We start from the raw sequence: 18,147 nt of genomic DNA, 5'->3' as shown, positions 1-18,147 counted from the left end.
GGCTACCGATGGTGCCGAGCTTGGCACCAGACCCCCCGGTGGCCGGGGCATACGGCGCGTGGGAGGAGAATCTACTGAGGCAAGTACATACGAGAGCCGGGGGGCCACACGATGCCGTCTGAGTACGCCAAGTCGCTGGGTGCACGACTCCGCGCCATCCGCACCCAGCAGGGGCTGTCCCTGCACGGAGTGGAGGAGAAGTCGCGCGGACGCTGGAAAGCCGTGGTCGTTGGGTCCTACGAGCGTGGCGACCGCGCCGTCACGGTGCAGAAGCTTGCCGAGCTTGCCGACTTCTACGGGGTTCCCGTCTCCGAGCTCCTCCCGGGCGGCGCCGCTCCCAGCCCGCTCGGCCCCACCCCGAAGCTTGTCATCGACCTCGAGCGCCTGGCCACGCTCCCCAAGGAGAAGGCCGGAGCCCTGGCCCGCTACGCGGCGACCATCCAGTCGCAGCGCGGGGACTACAACGGCAAGGTGCTCTCCATCCGCCAGGAGGACCTGCGCTCCCTGGCGGTGATCTATGACAAGTCGCCCAGTGAGCTGACCGAGGAACTGATCAGCTGGGGCGTCCTGGACGCCGAGGCCCGCCGGGCCGTCGAGTCGTTCTGACCACTTGCACCACAAGGGCGCGCCCGCCTTCCCAGGCGCGCCCTACTTCACCCCGGTGGGCGGCTGTCCCGAGCGGTCCCGGCGGGCGTCCCCGGCCACCCACCAGGTGCCCACCGGGCACCTTGCCCACCCGGCACCTTTGCCCGCCTCGCGGCTTGGCCCGGCCTCGCGACGTGGCCGCTTCGCGGCTTACTCGCCCTTCAGCCTTGGCCCGGAAGCTTGGGTCCCCGCAGCCTGGCAGCCCGCGGATTTGTGCCGCCGGCGGACTTGCCCTGCCAGGCGCCCCGGCCATCCGAGGGGGTTGTCCCGCGCCGCGCGGTGGGATGGAGTACGGCGGAGCCCGGCGCGGTATAACGGCGACCAGCACGGGCCACGGCCCCCGGCCGACGAACCGCCGTAACGGCGGGCACCACGTCCGACGTGAGAAGCGACCCCCACGACCGACACCAGCCACCAACGACGGGTGGCGCCAACCAGGCCCCGCCGTAAAAGAAAAGGCCCCCCACCACGGAGGAGAAAGACCTCCGAAACAGGGGGAACCCCATCAGGCGGCGGGAAAGCGGGCGATCCACCTCCGCTGCCAGGGCGTTTCCACGGCGCGGGGGTGATACGACGCCCGCGTCCAGGCGATCGCGTCGTCCGGCGTGAGGCCCGACAGCACGGCCAGGCACGAGAGCACCGTCCCCGTGCGCCCCACGCCGCCCCCGCAGGCCACTTCGGCGAGTTCCCCCGCCGCCACCCGCCCGTGCAGCGCCCGGATCAGCCGCACGGCTCCCGGCGTGTCACGCGGCAGCAGGAAGTCCGGCCACTCGATCCAGTCGTGCGCCCAGGCATGGTCGAGTTTCCTGCGCACCCGCGCCGAGCCCAGATACAGCCCATAGGACGGCTGCGGGCCCCCCGGCAGCGGCTTGCGGTAGCCGCGGCCGCGGACCCAGCCGCCACCCTCGGGCAGTTGGACGGCGCCGGTCAATCGTTCATCGCTCATTCACGCGACGATAGCCCCAGCAGGCGATCACGTGCCCTGCCCAGCCGGTGCGGCTGGCGCGGCCGGCGGTCCCGACCAGGCGAAGGACGCTCGCGCCGAACAGATCGGCCCTGAGCGAAAGCGGATGTGTCCCCATCAAGACCGTCTGGGAAATCGCTTTCCCATGGCCGACAATGATGAAGCGGCCGCGCCGTACCGCCGCGCGAACCCCGAGGGAGGCGGCGAGGTGACCCACGACCCACGAGCGACGAATCCCACCGGAAACCCGCCAAGCCCCCGCCCCGCCACGATGAACCGGGAGGACGGCCCGCTCAAGGTCACCGGCCGGGCCCGCTACGCCGCCGACCACACCCCCGCCCGCCTCGCCCACGGCTACCTCCTGACCAGCACCGTCGCCAAGGGCACCATCCTGGCGATGGACGTGCCCGCCGAAGCGCCCGGGGTGCTGGCGGTGTATTCGCCGTTCAACCCGCTCAAGCTCCACCCCTACGCCCGCGAGGAGAACGCCGAGCTCACCCCGCCCATCCAGAGCCCCGAGATCCGCTACCACGGCCAGGCGATCGGGCTGGTCGTGGCCGAGACGTTCGAACAGGCCAGGGACGCAGCGGCCCGGGTACGCGTCCGCTACGACACGCAGCCGCCCCGCGCCTCCTTCCCCGGCGGCCTCCCCGCCCCGATCGGCGGCACACCGGTCACGGACATCCTCGAACCCGGCATCGGCTCCATCGACGAGGCTCTGACCGCCGGCGCGGTCACCGTCACCGCCACCTACACCACCCCCGCCGAGACCCACGCCGCCCTGGAGCCGCACGCCACCCTCGCCTCCTGGACCGGCGACCACCTGACCGTCCACACGGCCTCGCAAGGCGTCCGCCTGGTCGTGGACCGGCTTTCCGAGACGCTGGGCATCGAAGCCGACAAGATCCACGTCATCAACCCGTATGTCGGCGGCGGATTCGGCAACAAGTGGGGCATGTGGGCCCACACCCCGCTCACCGCCGCGGCGGCCCGGGCCCTCGGCCGTCCCGTGAAGACCGTGCTGACCCGCGAGCAGACGTGCACGGTCGTCGGCCACCGCCCCTTCACCCGGCAGACCGTCTCGCTCGGCGCCGCCGCCGACGGCACCCTCGTCGCGGTCAAGAACGACGGCGTCTCCAGCAAGTCCGCCTCCAACGGCTTCCACGAGCCCGCCGCCAACCTCTCCCTCATCCTCTACGGCTCCCGGAACCTGCACGTCAGCCGCAGCGCCGTCACCCTCGACGTGCCCTGCGGCACCATCATGCGCGCCCCGCAGGAGTCCAACGGCTCCTTCGCCCTCGAAAGCGCCATGGACGAACTCGCCGCCGAACTCGGCATCGACCCCCTCGACCTGCGCCTGAAGAACAACACCCCCATCCGCCAGGACAACCGCCGCCCGTGGTCCGGCAAGCACCTGGACGAGTGCTACCGCCTCGGCGCCGCCCTGTTCGGCTGGCCGGAACGCGACCCCGTCCCCGGCCGCCGCGTCGAGGGCGACTGGCTCGTCGGGTACGGCATGGCCACCGCCACCCACGGCGCCTCCCGCGGCCAGGCCGCCATCAAGGTGCGCCTCCTGTCCGACGGCACCGCCACCGTCTCCGGCACCGCCGCCGACCTGGGCACCGGCCAGTCCACCGTGTTCGTCATGCTGGCCGCGGACGTCCTCGGCATCCCCGCCCACCGCATCACACCCTCGCTGGGCGACTCGTCCGCACCGCCCGCCGCCAACGCCGGCGGCTCCGGTTCCACCTCCACGAACGGCCCCGCCGTACTGCTGGCCGCCGAAGATGCGACCAGAACCCTCCTGAACCTCGCGGCCAGCCACCCGCGCTCCCCCTTCGCCGGCCACCGCGTCACCTACGCCCGCGGCACACTCCGGGGCGGCGGCATCGCGATGCCGTTCGGCGCGTTCCTGACCGACATCGAGACACCGGCCGTCGAAGCGTTGGCCACCTCACCCCGCAACTCCTCCACCACCCACGCCTTCCGCTCCTTCGGCGCCCATTTCTGCGAAGTACGCGTCCACCGCTGGACCGCCGAACCCCGCGTCACCCGCTGGGTCTGCACAGTCGACGCCGGCCGCATCGTCAACGAGAAGACCGCCCGCAGCCAGATCGCCGGCGGCATCGTCATGGGCATCGGCCAAGCACTGCTGGAGAACCTCCACCTGGACCCGTCCACCGCCCGATTCACCAACGCCACCCTGGCCGACTACCTGATCCCGGCCGGCCCGGACGTCCCGCCCATGGACATCCACTTCCTCAACCACCCGGACACCCTGCTGAGCGACCTGGGCGCACGCGGCATCGGGGAACTCGGCATCGTGGGCACCGCAGCCGCCATCGCCAACGCCGTCCACAACGCCACGGGCATCCGAGTCCGCGACCTGCCCATCACCCCGGACAAACTCCTCGACTGAACGGGCCGCCTCCTCCGTAGCGGGGTTCCCTTGTCACCTGTCCATCGCGGGCGTCATTCTCCACCGGGCTTCCCTTGTTACGGCGCATGTCCTTCTCCACCGGACTCCCCTAGTTACGGCGGACGTCTTTCTCCTCCGTGGTGGGGGGGCCTTTTCTTTTACGGCGGGGCCTGGTTGGCGCCACCCGTCGTTGGTGGCTGGTGTCGGTCGTGGGGGTCGCTTCTCACGTCGGACGTGGTGCCCGCCGTTACGGCGGTTCGCCGGCCGGGGGCCGTGGCCCGTGCTGGTCGCCGTTATGCCGCGCCGGGCTCCGCCGTACTCCATCCCACCGCGCGGCGCGGGACAACCCCCTCGGGTGGTCAGGGAGGTCCAGGAGGGTGGCTGCCGGAGGCAGGGCTATGCCATCCGCGCGCCGTAGAGCCTCGGGCCAGGGGCGCCGGGAATGTCTACGGGACTTCCGGCGCGCTCGGGCGGCGCATGGATGGTTTGCGGCGCGCGGGAGGGGCCGAGGAAGGGTGCCTGGTTGGCCGAGTTGGGGGTTGGGTGGGAGCCCCCTCGCCGGTGGGAGCGGGCATGGGGGAAGGCCATGCCGTCGTGCTCGCGGTCAGCCGGCGAGGGGGATGTCGATGGGGAGTTGGGGCTGGGCGGGGGCGCCGAGGAGGGTCTCGGCCGTGGTGACGAAGGTTTCGGCCTCGGCCAGGAGTTCGTCGGCGTCGGCGGCCGAGATGCCGCGGACCACGCCTGCCTCGGCTGCGGCGCGCTTGGCGGCGCTCTGCGCGAAGTAGGCGGCCCACGGGGAGAGCTGGGGCTCGGCTTCGGGGAGGAGATCCCAGGCGCTGCGCAGGCGGCGTCTGCGGCCCTCCGTGGGGCGGGGGTGGGCGGCCAGGACCGCGGCGGCCGCCCTCAGGGCTGCCATATGGGCTGCTACGTATCGTGTCGCCGGGGTGCGGGCCGTCGTCGCCTCGGCCAGGCAGGCACGTGAATCCGCCAGGTGTGCCCGGACCGCGGGCGACAGCCGGGGGCCGGTGGTCTCTGTCTGCCGTCGGGACATCTTGCGCGCCTCCTTGGGGTTATGAGGGCTGCCGGCGTTTCCGCCGGTGGTGCTAACACTGTCAGAGCCCACCGACATTTCCGCCGGGCGGCCGGACGAGGAGCTTCCCCTCACCCCGTCCGGCCGGGACGCGCCCACTCGTCTCCGCCGACGACGAGGACGCGCCCTTTCGCCCGTGGACCCTGATCGCGGAGCCCCGCCATGGGGATGGCGATGCACCCGCGACCAGGTCCTGCAGACGTGAGCCGCGAGCCTCACATCCAGGATCGAACATAATTTCGATCACCTCGGATGTCAACCGATTCGCGAACACGGGTTCGATCACCCAGCAAAGATCGCTCACCTGACTTGCTCCACCCAGCTCACCGCCCCGACTAACTCGCCGCCTCACCCAGCTCACCGCCCCATCCGGCTCGTCGCCCCACCGCATACGGCTCTACGCGCCGGTTCGCCACACATGCCTCCCCGCACACACCTCCCCGCGCCTCGAGCGCCGCGCCCAGTTCACCGGCGACGGCCACCCGCGTCGCACCCCGCCGAGCCGACACCATCGCGGTCCCGCCCCGGTTCAGCCCCACCCGACTCACTCCACCCGGCCAAACCCCACCAGCCCGCAAGCAGCCAAGACCGGCCCGGCGGAGCAAACCTGTAGATGATCGTTTGCCGGGGCGTGGTGCAGCCTTCACCAAACGGACGGACGGAAACCGAAGGATCTACCGCGCAACACCCGACAATAGGAGCTTTGCGTGCGTTTCCCCCTTCGTGGCGCGGTCGTCCTCGCGGCCCTGGCCGTCCTGGGTTCCACCCAGGTCGCCGCCCTGGCCGCCACAGATCCGACCACCACCCCAGAACCCCAAGAAGTCCAAGAAGTCCAAGCACCCCAGGAATCGTCCGCTCACGGACGCAGGGACGTCGACGTCCAGCTGCTCTCCCTGACCGACTTCCACGGCTACATCCGCCCCCACAACGACACCGCCAACGGCACCATCCGGGACGCCCAGGGCAAGACGATCGTCGTCGGCGGCGCGCCGTACATCGCCACCCACCTCGAGAAGCTGCGCGCCGGCAAGCGCAACACGGTGACCTTCGCCACCGGGGACAGCTTCAGCGGCTGGCCCGCCGAGGTCGCGCGGCATGCCGACGAGCCGACGATCGAGTTCTTCAACAAGATCGGCGTCGGTTTCAACGCGGTGGGCAACCACGAACTGGACCTGTCGCTGGACTTCCTGCGCGAGCACATGGGCAAGGGCCGCTGTTTCGGCGAGCGCGAGGTGGACAGCTGTTTCCGCGACTCCGACGGCCGGCGTTTCCGCGGCGCGCGCTTCGACTTCGCCACCGCGAACATCACGCGCAAGGGCAGCACGCGCCCGGTGCTCAAGCCGTATGTGGTGGAGTACTTCCAGGGGGTGCCGGTCGGGTTCATCAACCTGACGACGCCGACGACGGTGGAGGGCTCCACGTCGTTCCAGCCGTCGCTGGACAACCTGCCGCTGGTGGAGACGGCCAACAAGTACGTGGCCGAGCTCAAGCGCCGCGGTGTCGAGGCGATCGTGGTCAACCTCCATGAGGGCGGTACGGCGGGCGGCGTCTATGACCGGTGCAACGCCAGTCCCAGCGGGCCGGCGTTCGACTTCGCCCGGCAGGCGTCGCCGGAGATCGACGCGATCGTGACCGGGCACTGGCACACCCAGTTCGTCTGCTCGGTGCCCGACCCGGAGGGGAATCCGCGGCCGGTGGTCGAGGCGGGGTTCCACGGCAAGCTGATCAACGAGATCAACCTCAAGATCGACCGGCGCACCCGTGACGTGATCCGTGAGGCGACCACCGCCGTGAACCACCCGGTGACCCGCGATGTCACGCCGAATCCGGGCATGGTGAAGATGGTGGACTACTGGGTGGCCAAGGAGAAGCAGACCTCCGCCCGCCGGGTCGGCACCATCACCGGCGACCTGACCAGGACCCGGGACGCCGACGGCGAGAGCACGCTCGGCAACGTGGTCGCCGACGCGGAAAAGGCCGACAGCGCGGACGCCGAGCTGGCCATGCTGGCGGTGGCGCCGCTCAAGGGCGCCCAGTCGCTCCGCGGCGACCTGCTCTTCGCCAAGGGCGCGGATCCGGCCGACGCCGACGGCGCGGTGCTGCTCGGCGAGTCCTGGAACGCGTGGGGCTACGCCAACCCGGTCGTCACCGTGAGCGTCAAGGGCAGCCAGATCGAGCAGGCCCTGGAACAGCAGTGGCAGACGCAGGCCAACGGCACGGTCGGCTTCGCCCCGCTCGCGGTGTCGGGCAACGTCCGCTTCTCGTATGACACGAGCCGGCCCGTCGGCGACCGGATCGCCCCCGAGCGCGTCCTGATCGACGGCAAGCCCCTGGACACCGGCCGGACCTACCGGCTGGCCCTGCTCGCCTTCACCCTGCTCGGCGCCGACGGGTACACCGCCTTCGCCGGCTACACCGACGCGGTCCGCGGCAGCCGGGACTACGAGGCCCTGCGCGCGTATCTCGCGAAGGGTCCCGTCACCCCGCCCGCCCTGGACCGCGCGGTGGCCCTGACTGCGCCCTGAGGCCCTCCGAGGGCGCCCTGACCACCCAGGGCGCCCTACAAGCCCTACAAGCCCTACAAGCCCTACAAAGCTCCGGAAACTCGCAAAGCACGGAAAGCCTGGAAGCGCCGAAGCGGTAAGCCTACAAACCCGGCAAGCCCCGCCCCTACACCCGCGCCGCGATGCTGATCGCGCCCGACGGGCAGGCGTGCACGGCCCGCTTCGCCACGCCCTCCTGCTCTTCCGGAACGGGTGACACGAGCACCACGACGGTCCCGTCCTCCTCGCTCTGATCGAACACCGCGGGCGCGGTCAGCGCGCACATCCCGGCCCCGATGCATACATCCGTGTCTGCCTTGATCTCCATGGTTATCTCTCTACCAGGTGACCGGGAGGCTATGCACACCGTATATGGCCATATCAGAGCGCATCGGCACCTCGGAGGGCTCGCACGCCAGCCGCAGCGTGGGGAAGCGCCGCAGCAGGGCGGGCAGCGCGATGCGCATCTCGATCCGGGCCAGCTGCTGCCCCAGGCACTGATGGATGCCGTGACCGAAGGACAGGTGGTGGCCGGCCTTCCGGGTGACGTCGAGGGTGTCGGGTGCGGAGAACTGTCCCGAATCCCGGTTGGCCGAGGGGATCGAGATCATGACCGACTCCCCCGCCTTGATGACGTGGCCGTCGATCTCGACGTCCTCCAGCGCCGCCCGGACCGGGCCCGCGTGGATGATCGACAGATAGCGCAGCAGTTCCTCGACCCCGCTGTCCACCGTGGATGGGTCGTCGCGCATGAGCGCGAGCTGGCCGGGGTTGGTCAGCAGGGTGAAGGTGCCTAGCCCGATCATGTTCGCGGTCGTCTCGTGCCCGGCGACGAGCAGTAGGAGCGCCACCCCGATCAGTTCGTCGTTCTCGAGGTCGAGCAGGCCGCTGAGCAGCGCGTCGTCGGGTTCGGCGCGTTTGCGCGCGATGAGCTCGTCCAGGTATCCGGCCAGCTCCTGGAAGGCGCCCATCAGGACGCCGGGGTCGGACTCGAGCGCGAGCATCCTCTCCGAGGCGCTCTGGAAGGTCTTCCTGTCCTCGTACGGCACGCCGAGCAGTTCGCAGATGACCAGGGACGGAATCGGCAGCGCGAAGTCCTTGACCAGGTCGCTCGGGGGCGTCATGGCGGCCAGCCGGTCCTCGGTGATCTCGGCGATCCGGGGTTCCAGCATCTTCATCCGGCGGACGGTGAACTGGCCGGTGAGCAGCTTGCGGAAGCGGGTGTGGTCCGGCGGGTCCATGCGCAGGAACATCCCTGGCTGCCGCCTGACGTCCTTGACCTGCTTCACGAACTCCGCCCGGGCCGGGATCGGCTGGTGCTGCAGTTCGGGGCGGTTGCTGAAGCGGTTGTCGGCGAGGATCGCCCGGGCCGCGCCGTACCCGGTGACGAGCCAGCCCTCGTGGCCGTCGGGGTAGGTCATGCGGTGCAGGACGTCCTGGGCGCGCAGGACGGCGAACTCGTCGGGCGGGTCGAGCGGACGCTGCCGTCGCATGGGGAAGGTTGTCATGCACTCCAGAAAACCGCACTTGATGCAAAACCTCAATGGATGCAAAACATAATCCGGTGTAGAGTTTCGCCATGACAGGGCTACGCGAGCGCAAGAAGGCGCGCACCAGGCACGCGCTGATCGCGGCGGCGCTGCGGCTCTTCGCCGAGAAGGGCTACGAGGAGACCACGCTGGCCGAGATCGCGGCGGCGGCCGACGTGTCCACCCGGACGTTCTTCAGCTACTTCGCCAGCAAAGAGGACGTGCTGTTCTTCGACGGCGAGGAGCGGCTGCAGGACGTGCTCGACATGGTTGGAGAGCGCGAGCCGGGCGAGCCGTTCACCTCGCTGCTGCGGCGGGTGGCCAGGGCGAGCCTGGAGCGCCACGCCGACCCCGAGAACCTGACCCTCGCCCTCAGCCCCGAGCGCCTGCACCTGGTCATGTCCGTCCCCGCGCTGCAGGCCAGGGCGTTGCGACTGCTGTTCGACAGCCAGCTGCGGCTGGCCAGGCGCCTGCACGCGGCCTACGCGGGCGAGATGTCCCTCGTCGAGGCGGCGGCGGCGGTGGGCTCGCTGGTGGGGGCGGCCAAGCTGGCGGTGATGGCGGCCGTCGAACAGGGCGACTCGCTGGAGGAGGTCGCGGCGGCCGCGTTCACGGCCACCGATCTCGCGCTGCGCGGGCTGGAGAGCGTCACGGACGTCCGCGGGCTGTCCAAGGCGGGATGAAGCCCTCCAGCGCGGGCTGAAGCCCGTCGCGGACGTCCGCGGAGCCGACCCGCGCGGGCTGAGCCCGTCACGCACGTCCGCGCGCCGTCCAAGGCCGGTTGACCAGGTCCGTGATGGTCACGGCCGCCGCGCCCCTGGCCCACGCGTGCGCCGGCAGCGGCCGGGTCACGAGCGGGCAGCCGCCGGCGGCGCCGAACGCCTGAGGCCCGTAGGCGGCCCTGATGTGCTCGGCCAGCAGGCCGGGCACGGCCTCCCCGGCGACCACCACCTTCTCCGGGCCGAACATGTTGACCATGGCCGCGATCCCCCTGCCCACGGCCCGGCCCGCGGCGGCGAACGCCTCCCGCGCCGCCCGGTCCCCCTCGGCGGCCAGGGCGAGGGCCTCGGGGAAGTCCACGCCGCGGCGGGCGGCGATGGCGTGCTCGGCGGCGATCGCCTCCACGCAGCCCCGTCCGCCGCAGGCGCAGGGCGGCCCGGCGCCGTCCACCGGGACGTGGCCGATCTCCCCGGCCACGCCGTACCCACCCTCGACCAGCGCGCCGTTGACCACGAGCCCGCAGCCGACCCGGGCGCCCACCGTCACCAGCGCGAACGAGCGGGTGCCCACACCCTCGCCGAACCACTGCTCGGTCACGGTGAGCGCCTTGACGTCGTTCTCCACGGTGACGGGCAGGCCGGTGGCCGCGCGCACCAGCGCGGCCAGGGGCACGTCGCGCCAGCCCTGGGACGGCCAGCGCCGGACGACGCCGGGGGCCTTGTCCACCTCGCCGGGCACCGCCACGCCGAGGCGCCGCACCGGAGGCAGGGTCTGTCTGAGGGCGGCCAGGGCCTCGGCGATCGCGGCCGCGACGGCCGCGGGGCCGGTGCCGGCCGGCCGTACCCGTCGCGTGCCGCGCACGCGGGCGCGCAGGTCGGTGACGACCGTGACCAGCTCGCCCGCGGTCACGCGCACCCCTGCGGAGAACTCCCGCTCGGCCCGTACGGCCAGCGGCGCCGCGGGCCGCCCGGACCCGGGCACCGCCCGGCCGACCGGCAGTTCGTCGAGGTAGCCCGCGGCGAGGATGGGCCGCACGGCCTTGGTCACGGCCGCGGACGACAGCCCGGTCATCCGCGACACCTCGGTCCTGGAGAGAGGCCCGCGGGTCAGGACGGCGGCGAAGACGGCGCTGGCCGCGGGCGTCAGCGTCACGGAGTCCATGGGCGCTCAGAGCCGTACCGGCAGGCCCGTCTCGATGGACGCGTTGGCGGCGATGCCGATGCCGGCGGCGCGGATGCCGTCGACGTGGCCGGCGCGGCGGCCCAGCGGGTCCGGTGCCGGGGTGCCGAACAGATCGTCCAGCAGGAGCCGGTCGCCGCCGCCGTGGCCGCCCTCGCCCTGGGGGATCTCGATCTCCCGGGCGGGCTCCCAGTGCCGCTGGAGGACGAGCCGCTCGCCGCGCACGCGGCCCTCGGTCAGCCGCCGGGCGCCCTTGCCCAGGCGGGCGGCGGAGGAGGGGTCGGCCCATTCGCGTTCGACGACGTCGAGCTCGATGCGGCCGAGGGTGCCGTTGAGCGCGACGCGGTAGCCCTCCCACGGCGCGTGGGCGTTGAGGGAGTAGGTGAGCATGGCGCGGGAGTCGTAGCGGACGAGCACCGCCATCGTGTCCTCGATGGTGACGCCGGGGGCGAAGACGTCCTGGTCGCGGTGGTAGCCGTCCTCGTGTTCCGCCCGCAGGTAGAGCCGGTCGAGGCGGGGGTCGGCGGCCAGGTCGATGGAGTAGCGGTCGGCGCCGATGAGGCCGGAGCCGCGGCTGCGCGGCGGGCGCGGGCCCGGGGCGTTGGCCTCGCCGTAGAAGCGCAGGTCGCCCTGGGCGTAGACGGTCTCGGGGGCGGCGTCCAGCCACCAGTTGACCAGGTCGAAGTGGTGGCCGGACTTGTGCACGAGCAGTCCGCCGGAGTTGGCCTTGTCGCGGTGCCAGCGGCGGAAGTAGTCGGCGCCGTGCATGGTGTCGAGCAGCCATTCGAAGTGCACGGAGGTGATCTCGCCGATGGCGCCCTCGGCGATGAGCCGCTTCACCGCGGAGTTGCGGGGCGAGTACCGGTAGTTGAACGTGATCGTCACCTCGCCCGCGGCCTTGGCGATCGCCGCGCAGCCTTCCGCGGTGATGGCCAAGGGCTTCTCGACGATGACCGCGCAGCCGCGCTCCAGGGCGGCGACGGCGTAGCCGTGGTGGGTGTGGTCGGGGCTGGTGACGATGACGACGCCGGGGGCGGCCGCCGCCAGCATCTCGGTGAAGTCGCCGTAGGCGGGCACGTCCGGGTCGTAGGAGGCCATGCGGGCGGCGTTGGGGTCGCAGAAGGCGACCAGCTCGCCCGCGTGGCTCCAGTCGCCCTTCAGCGCGTTGACGTACATCCCGGCGCGGTGGCCGAGCCCGGCGATGGCGTAGCGGCGGGTCACAACTGCTCCTTACGCAGGCGGATGAGGGCGCTGGCGTAGTCGTCGTGCGGGAAGGGGGGAATCAGGCCGCGCGCGGTCAGCAGCACGCCGTGGTGAACGGCGCCGGTGTCCTCGTCGCGGTAGCGGGCGTCGGGGTCCAGCCCGGACAGGCGCAGCGGCACCCCGGGCGCGCCGAACGCCGCCGGGCCCTTGTAGGCGAGCACGACGACGCGGTCGCCGAGCGTGTACTGCACGGCCCCGCGCAGCCGCCGCAGCTCGCCGTGCTGGACGACGTCACGGATGTCCTTGTACATGCCGACCAGCGCGGCGGCCTCGTCCAGCTCCTGCTCGCTCCAGTTGAGCAGGTCGCCGCCGAGGCCGAGCACGCCGGCCATGGCCACGTGGAAGCGGTAGGCCAGCGAGGTGCGACGGCCGGTGAGCGGGTTCGGGCTGTCGGTGACCCAGGCGGCCATGGCGCCCGCCGGGTAGATCTGGGTGAAGCCGTGCTGGATGGACAGGCGGTCGGCGGCGTCGGCGTTGTCGGAGGTCCAGACCTGGTCGGTGCGGGCCATCATGCCGAGGTCGGTGCGCCCGCCGCCGCCCGAGCACGCCTCGACGCGCAGGTGGGGGTGGTCGGCGCGCAGGCGGTCGAGGATGGAGTAGACGGCCCGCACGTGCCCGGCCCACATCTCGCCCGGATCGGCCTGGGTGAAGGTGCGGTTGCAGTCCCACTTGAGGAAGTCGATCGCGTGCTCGCTGACCAGCCGGTGCAGCCACTTGTGCGCCCAGTCGGCCACCTCGGGGCGGGAGAAGTCGAGGAAGAGCTGGTGGCGCAGCTCGGTGCGCTCCCGGCCCGGCTGGTGGATCACCCAGTCGGGATGCGCGCGGTAGAGGTCGCTGTCGGGGTTGACCATCTCGGGCTCGGCCCACAGGCCGAAGCGCATGCCGAGCCGGTGCACCTCCTCGATGAGCGGGGTCAGCCCGCCGGGGAAGCGCTCCGGGTTCGGCCACCAGTCGCCGAGCCCGGCCCGGTCGCTGGTGCGCCCGCCGAACCAGGCGTCGTCCATGACGAACACCTCGGCGCCAGCCCGGGCGGCCAGGGCGGCCAGGCGCTTCTGGCTCTCCTCGCCGACCTCGAAGCCGACCGCCTCCCAGGAGTTGTAGAGCACGGGCCGGGTCTCGCGCGCCGCCGGCCGTACGTGCTCGTTGACGTAGTGGTGCCAGGTACGGCTGGCCGCGCCGTACCCGCCGGTGGAGTAGAGGCCCGCGAAGACCGGCGTGGTCCAGGCGGCGCCCTGCCAGGTGAGGCCCTCGTGGCCGAAGCCGCCGGTCCAGGACAGGCGGCCGCCGGGGGTGCGGGCGACGGTGATGCGCCAGCTTCCGCTCCAGGCCAGGGCGGCGCTCCAGACCTCGCCGTGCTCCTCGGTGGCCTCGCCCGCGTCGATCATGAGCCAGGGGTTGGCCTGGTGGCTGGTGATGCCGCGCCGGCTGGTCAGGACGGTCTCGCCGACGGGCGGCTCGGCGCGGCGCAGGGTGTTCTCCGCCGCCCAGCCGCCGGTGGCGTGGCTGAGCCGGTAGCCGGGCAGCGGGGGCGGGTTCCAGGCGGCGGAGTCGCAGCGCAGGAGCGTGACGGGTGCTTCGGCGGCGATCTCGGTCCAGCGTTCGATGACGTCGGTGTCCGGCCGCAGGCGGTAGTGGAGGGTGACCTCGGCTGGGTGGACGCGGTCGCGCAGGCGCAGGGTGAGGTGGCCGGCGTCGATCGTGTGGCCGGTGTAGCGCCACTCGATGCCGGTGTCGCCGCCGGGGAAGCGGATCTGCAGGGAGGCGGCGCCGAAGCGGGCGCCGGCCTCGGTGAGCAGTTCCTCGCCGGTGCCGCTCTCGTCGAAGCTGCTGCCCATGAAGGCGGCGGGCTCGGGCAGCGCGGCGGCCTGGTCCGCGCTCAGCCTCGGACCCCAGTGCAGGCAGACGGGGGTGTCGTCGTCCTTGAGCCCGACGACGTAACTCGTGCGGGGAGTGGAGAGCAACCAGCGGCGGCGCGCCGCGTCGAAGGTCACGAGGCTCATGAGCTGGAGCCTAGGCACGGCCCTCCACGAATTCAATTCTTGACGAAGTTAATTACTGCTACTATGCGCTCATGCTCGATGCCTCGCGCGGGAGGGCCACGATCACCAGTCCGGCCTCCGCCGCCGTCTTCACCATGGTCCTCACGCAGGGTCCCGTCTCCCGGGTGGAGATCGCCAGGCGCACCGGCCTGTCCTCGGCCGCCGTCACCAAGGCCGCCCGGCCCTTCATCGACGCCGGCTACCTGTTCGAGATGGCCGCCACCGAACGCACCGGCCCCGGCGCCGGGCGCCCGGCCAGCCCGCTGGCCATCCAGCCCGGCCGCGAGTTCTTCACCGGCGTGAAGATCACCCACGACGACCTCATCGGGGTCGTCACCGACCTGCGCGCCGACGTCGTGGCCACCGCCCACCGCCCGCTGGCCGGGTGTGAGCCCGCCTACGTCGTGGCCGAGCTGGCCGCGCTGGCCGGCGAGCTGCGCGCGCTCTCCCCCGCCTTCGGCGAGCGCTGCCACGCGCTGGGCCTGGCCGTCTCCGGCGACGTGGACAAGGACACCGGCCTGGTGCGCTACTCCCCCTTCCTGCGCTGGCACGAGGTGCCGCTCGGCGAGCTGGCCGGGGCGGCGACCGGGCTGACGGTCACCGTCGAGAACGACGTCAAGGCGCTCACCGTGGCCGAGCACTGGTTCGGCGAGGGCGTGGGCGCCTCGTCGTTCGCGCTGGTGACGGTCGGGCTCGGCATCGGCTGCGCGGTCGTGGTCGAGGACCGGCTGGTGGCAGGGGCACGCGGGGTGGCCGGGGAGATCGGGCACGTCCCGGTCGGCGGGGACAGCCCGCCCTGCCACTGCGGCGGGCACGGCTGCGTGGAGGCCATCGCCGGGACCCCCGCCGTGGTCGAGGCGGCCCGCGCCGCGCTCGGCGACGACGCGCTGACGCTGGACGGGGCCATGGCGGCGGCCCGCGCCGGCGACCCGGCGGCCACCGCGGTCTTCGCCCGCGCCGGGGAGGCGATCGGCCGGGCGATGGCGGCCATGGCCAACCTCATCGGGCCCGAGCGCATCATCGTCAGCGGCGACATGCCGGGACTGGCCGCCTACGAGCTCTTCGAGGACGACGTCAGGAAGGCGTTCACCCGGCAGGCATTCGGTGCGGCCGCCGACTGCCGCCTCGTGCTGCGCCCCCAGCCGTTCGAGCAGTGGGCCCGCGGCGCCGCCGCGGTCGCCATCCAGACCCTCTTCACCCTCCAGGAGAGATGAGTGACCGCGACCATCTGGCAACCCCACGACAGCGCGGCGGCCGGGCGGGTGGTGGAGTTCCCCCTGGGCGTGCGCGACCTCACCGCCCAGGCGAGCTCGGCGGCGGGCCTGACGTGGGAGGTGGCCGCCCTCGGCCCCGGCGTGGCCGAGGTGCGCGTCACCCCGGACGCGCCCGCGGCCGTGCGGGTGGCCTGGCGGGTGCCGTGCGTGGACGTGACCGCGTTCTGGGTGCCCGACAGCGGCGAGCACCGGGGCCTGCCGCCCTTCTGGCGCAGGCCGCGCCGGACGTCCCTGGAGAAGGGCGCCCCGGTCGGCGCGCTCATCGGGGCCGGGGACGTGTCGCTGTGCACCTACGCGCTGGCCGAGGTGGTCAGGCCGGTGCTCATCAGGACCGGCGTGGTGGAGGAGACCGGCGACTTCGGCTTCTGGGCCGAGCACGAGGCGGCCCCGGACGCGGGGCTGGTGCTGCGCCTCGACTTCGGCGGCGGCCACTTCGCGCGGGCCCTGGACGCCGTCGTCTCCTGGTGGGGCGCGCACGAGCACCCGCAGGCGCCGCGCGCGGCCCGGGTGCCCGCCTACTCGACCTGGTACGCGATGCAGCAGCACGTGACCGCCGAGAGCGTGGAACGGCAGGCGGCGGCGGCCGCCGCGCTCGGCTGCGAGGCGATCATCGTGGACGACGGCTGGCACAGCGACGACCGGGGCCGGGGCTACGGCTACGTCGGCGAATGGCGGCCCTCCCCCGCCTTCCCCGACATGGCGGCGCACGTGGCGAAGGTCAAGGCACACGGCCTGGCCTACCTGCTGTGGTACGCGCTGCCGTTCGCCGGCCGCCACACCGCGCTCTGGGACCGCGTCCAGGACTACAGCCTGGCCCGCAAGCCCCACATGAACGCCGTCGTCCTCGACCCGCGCTACCCGCACATCCGCGCCCTGATCACCGGCAACCTCGCCCGCGCCGTGGACGACTGGGGCGCCGACGGCCTCAAGATCGACTTCATCGACCAGTTTGCCGTCGAGAACCCGCCGGAGCCGGGCCCCGAGGCCGACTGCGCCACCGTCAACGAGGGCGTGCGCCGCCTCATGGCCGAGCTGGCCGCGCGGCTGCCGGCCGGCGCGCCGATCGAGTTGCGCCAGCCGTACACGAGCCCGGGGCTGTGGCGGCACGCCTCCATGATCCGCGCCTCCGACTGCCCGCTGAGCGCCCTGCACAACCGGCAGCGCACGATCGACCTGCGCCTGATCGCCGGGCCGCTGGCCGTACACGCGGACATGCTGATGTGGCACCCGGCCGAAAGCGCCGAGCACGTGGCCGTGCAGCTGATCAACGTGTTGTTCGCGGTGCCGCAGATCTCGGTGGACCTGACCGCGCAGAGCGCCGCGCAGACGGCGGCGCTGCGCTTCTGGCTGGGCTTCGTCAAGGAGCACGCCGAGGTGCTCCAGCGCGGCGTGCTGACGCCGTCACGGCCGGACCTGCACTACCCGCTGGTCACCGCGGAGGGCGCCGGCGTGACGGTGGCCGCGCGGTACGCGCCGGTGCCGGTCGAGATCCCGGCCGGGGGCACGCTCCTGCTGGCCAACGCCGACGACAGCACCGCCGTCCTGCTGCGCTCCCCCCTGGCCGGTACGGCTGCCGCCACCGTGTACGACTGCCGGGGCGAGGTCGTGAGCCGGGGCGCGCACGCGTTCGAGGCCGCCGGCACGCACCAGATCACGGTGCCCACCGGCGGCCTGCTGAAGCTGGTCACTCCTGGATGACCGACAGCACGTTGCCCGCCGGGTCGGTGAACCAGGCGATCGGCGGCCCGCCCTCGCGCATGATGCCGGCTTCGTCCTGCTCGAAGCCGGGGTAGCGCGCGAAGCGCACGCCGCGCTCGGTGAGCTGCCCGACGGCCCGGTCGATGTCGTCCACGGGGAAGTTGAGGACGGTGTAGGTGGCCGGCTGGTGCGCCTCGCCCTTGGGGTAGACGAGGATGTCGCGCTCGCCGGCCACGTGCAGCGTGAGCATGCCGTGCTCCTCGGAGACGCGCAGGCCGAGGACGTCCTCGTAGAACGCCCTGGCCTTGGGGACGTCGTCCACGGAGAAGCCGCTGAACGCCTTGGTGTCGCCGAACATCACGCAGCCCCCATCTCGGCCTTGGTCTGCTCGCTGAGCTGGATGATCTGGACGTAGTTGCCGTCCGGGTCGACCGCGGTGGCGAACAGGTTGCCGTCGCGTTCCTCGAGCGGGGCCAGCCAGGTCACCCCGAGCCCGTCCATGCGGGCGGCGACCGCCCTGGCGTCCTCGACGTCGAAGTTGATGATGATCCGGCCCGGTTCCGGGTTCTTGGCGCTGACGTCGTCGCGCTGGTCGATGAGCACGTGGAAGGCGCCGAAGCGCAGGTAACGGTAGGTGTCGCCGACCATGGACGACTCGGCCGGCTCGAGCGCGCCGACGTACCAGTCGCGCAGCCGGTCGGGGTCGGTGCTGGCCAGCAGCATGCTGCCAAGGGTGGGGCTCATGGCTCCTCCAGAGTCTGTGTCGTCGTCTCCTTTCCCATGC

At 72.3% G+C, this 18,147-nt stretch carries 15 protein-coding genes; 6 read left to right on the top strand and 9 right to left on the bottom strand.

Annotated elements, in window-relative coordinates; all coding sequences use genetic code 11:
• The first annotated feature begins 111 nt into the window (after positions 1-111).
• Complete coding sequence (bldD, locus tag FVE25_RS01895; RefSeq protein ID WP_026214021.1) at positions 112-606, top strand: transcriptional regulator BldD; 495 nt, start codon at positions 112-114, stop codon at positions 604-606.
• A gap of 544 nt (positions 607-1,150) precedes the next feature.
• Here bldD and FVE25_RS01890 read toward each other — a convergent pair.
• The gene (locus FVE25_RS01890) at positions 1,151-1,591 is read right to left on the bottom strand and encodes a phosphatase domain-containing protein (protein ID WP_157244619.1); all 441 of its coding nucleotides are present in this window, start codon (positions 1,589-1,591) and stop codon (positions 1,151-1,153) included.
• A gap of 163 nt (positions 1,592-1,754) precedes the next feature.
• Here FVE25_RS01890 and FVE25_RS01885 point away from each other — a divergent pair, with 163 nt between their 5' ends.
• Positions 1,755-4,028, top strand: coding sequence for a xanthine dehydrogenase family protein molybdopterin-binding subunit (locus FVE25_RS01885; protein WP_181019420.1), 2,274 nt, complete (start codon positions 1,755-1,757; stop codon positions 4,026-4,028).
• Between the two features lie 604 nt (positions 4,029-4,632).
• On the opposite strand, the gene FVE25_RS01880 is transcribed toward FVE25_RS01885, so the two are convergent.
• Positions 4,633-4,944 (bottom strand): SAV_6107 family HEPN domain-containing protein, encoded by a 312-nt coding sequence (locus FVE25_RS01880; RefSeq protein ID WP_246266517.1) that lies wholly within the window; start codon positions 4,942-4,944, stop codon positions 4,633-4,635.
• A gap of 881 nt (positions 4,945-5,825) precedes the next feature.
• On the opposite strand from FVE25_RS01880, the gene FVE25_RS01875 reads away from it, so the two are divergent.
• Positions 5,826-7,643: a bifunctional metallophosphatase/5'-nucleotidase gene (locus tag FVE25_RS01875; RefSeq protein ID WP_219825263.1), complete on the top strand. Its 1,818-nt coding sequence runs from the start codon at positions 5,826-5,828 to the stop codon at positions 7,641-7,643.
• Between the two features lie 145 nt (positions 7,644-7,788).
• On the opposite strand, the gene FVE25_RS01870 is transcribed toward FVE25_RS01875, so the two are convergent.
• Positions 7,789-7,989 (bottom strand): ferredoxin, encoded by a 201-nt coding sequence (locus FVE25_RS01870; protein ID WP_157244616.1) that lies wholly within the window; start codon positions 7,987-7,989, stop codon positions 7,789-7,791.
• Between the two features lie 10 nt (positions 7,990-7,999).
• Positions 8,000-9,154, bottom strand: a complete 1,155-nt coding sequence (locus tag FVE25_RS01865; RefSeq protein ID WP_246266515.1) for a cytochrome P450 — start codon at positions 9,152-9,154, stop codon at positions 8,000-8,002.
• A gap of 86 nt (positions 9,155-9,240) precedes the next feature.
• On the opposite strand from FVE25_RS01865, the gene FVE25_RS01860 reads away from it, so the two are divergent.
• Entirely contained in the window at positions 9,241-9,873 is a 633-nt protein-coding gene (locus FVE25_RS01860) for a TetR/AcrR family transcriptional regulator (RefSeq protein ID WP_157244614.1), read from the top strand.
• Positions 9,874-9,940: 67 nt separating this feature from the next.
• Here the strand turns inward: FVE25_RS01860 and FVE25_RS01855 are convergent, their stop codons facing one another.
• Genes FVE25_RS01855 through FVE25_RS01845 form a run of 3 tightly spaced genes read right to left on the bottom strand, consistent with a single transcriptional unit; the run spans position 9,941 to position 14,352 of the window.
• The gene (locus tag FVE25_RS01855) at positions 9,941-11,071 is read right to left on the bottom strand and encodes an ROK family transcriptional regulator (protein WP_157244613.1); all 1,131 of its coding nucleotides are present in this window, start codon (positions 11,069-11,071) and stop codon (positions 9,941-9,943) included.
• 6 nt (positions 11,072-11,077) lie between these two features.
• Positions 11,078-12,310: a Gfo/Idh/MocA family protein gene (locus FVE25_RS01850; RefSeq protein WP_157244612.1), complete on the bottom strand. Its 1,233-nt coding sequence runs from the start codon at positions 12,308-12,310 to the stop codon at positions 11,078-11,080.
• A complete protein-coding gene (locus FVE25_RS01845; protein ID WP_157244611.1) occupies positions 12,307-14,352 on the bottom strand; it encodes an alpha-galactosidase in 2,046 nt (681 codons plus the stop codon). The genes FVE25_RS01850 and FVE25_RS01845 overlap by 4 nt, the downstream gene beginning before the upstream one ends.
• Before the next feature lie 71 nt (positions 14,353-14,423).
• Between FVE25_RS01845 and FVE25_RS01840 the strand changes: the two genes are divergently transcribed.
• Both FVE25_RS01840 and FVE25_RS01835 read left to right on the top strand, forming a co-directional pair.
• Complete coding sequence (locus tag FVE25_RS01840; protein WP_157244610.1) at positions 14,424-15,605, top strand: ROK family protein; 1,182 nt, start codon at positions 14,424-14,426, stop codon at positions 15,603-15,605.
• Positions 15,606-17,363 carry a glycoside hydrolase family 36 protein gene (locus FVE25_RS01835; RefSeq protein WP_246266513.1) on the top strand — a complete coding sequence of 586 codons (1,758 nt, stop codon included), beginning with the start codon at positions 15,606-15,608 and terminating at the stop codon, positions 17,361-17,363.
• On the opposite strand, the gene FVE25_RS01830 is transcribed toward FVE25_RS01835, so the two are convergent.
• Together FVE25_RS01830 and FVE25_RS01825 are read right to left on the bottom strand one after the other, a co-directional pair.
• Positions 17,350-17,721: a VOC family protein gene (locus FVE25_RS01830; protein WP_157245446.1), complete on the bottom strand. Its 372-nt coding sequence runs from the start codon at positions 17,719-17,721 to the stop codon at positions 17,350-17,352. The genes FVE25_RS01835 and FVE25_RS01830 overlap by 14 nt on opposite strands.
• On the bottom strand, positions 17,721-18,107 hold the full coding sequence (locus tag FVE25_RS01825) for a VOC family protein (RefSeq protein ID WP_157244609.1): 387 nt from the start codon (positions 18,105-18,107) through the stop codon (positions 17,721-17,723). The genes FVE25_RS01830 and FVE25_RS01825 overlap by 1 nt, the downstream gene beginning before the upstream one ends.
• Between the last annotated feature and the right edge of the window lie 40 nt (positions 18,108-18,147).

Origin of the sequence: Nonomuraea typhae (genome assembly GCF_009760925.1) — a bacterium.
GTDB classification, from domain to species: Bacteria; Actinomycetota; Actinomycetes; order Streptosporangiales; family Streptosporangiaceae; genus Nonomuraea; species Nonomuraea typhae.
The sequence above is the reverse complement of the archived record's forward strand: the minus strand, read 5'-3'. Positions and strand labels throughout refer to the sequence as shown.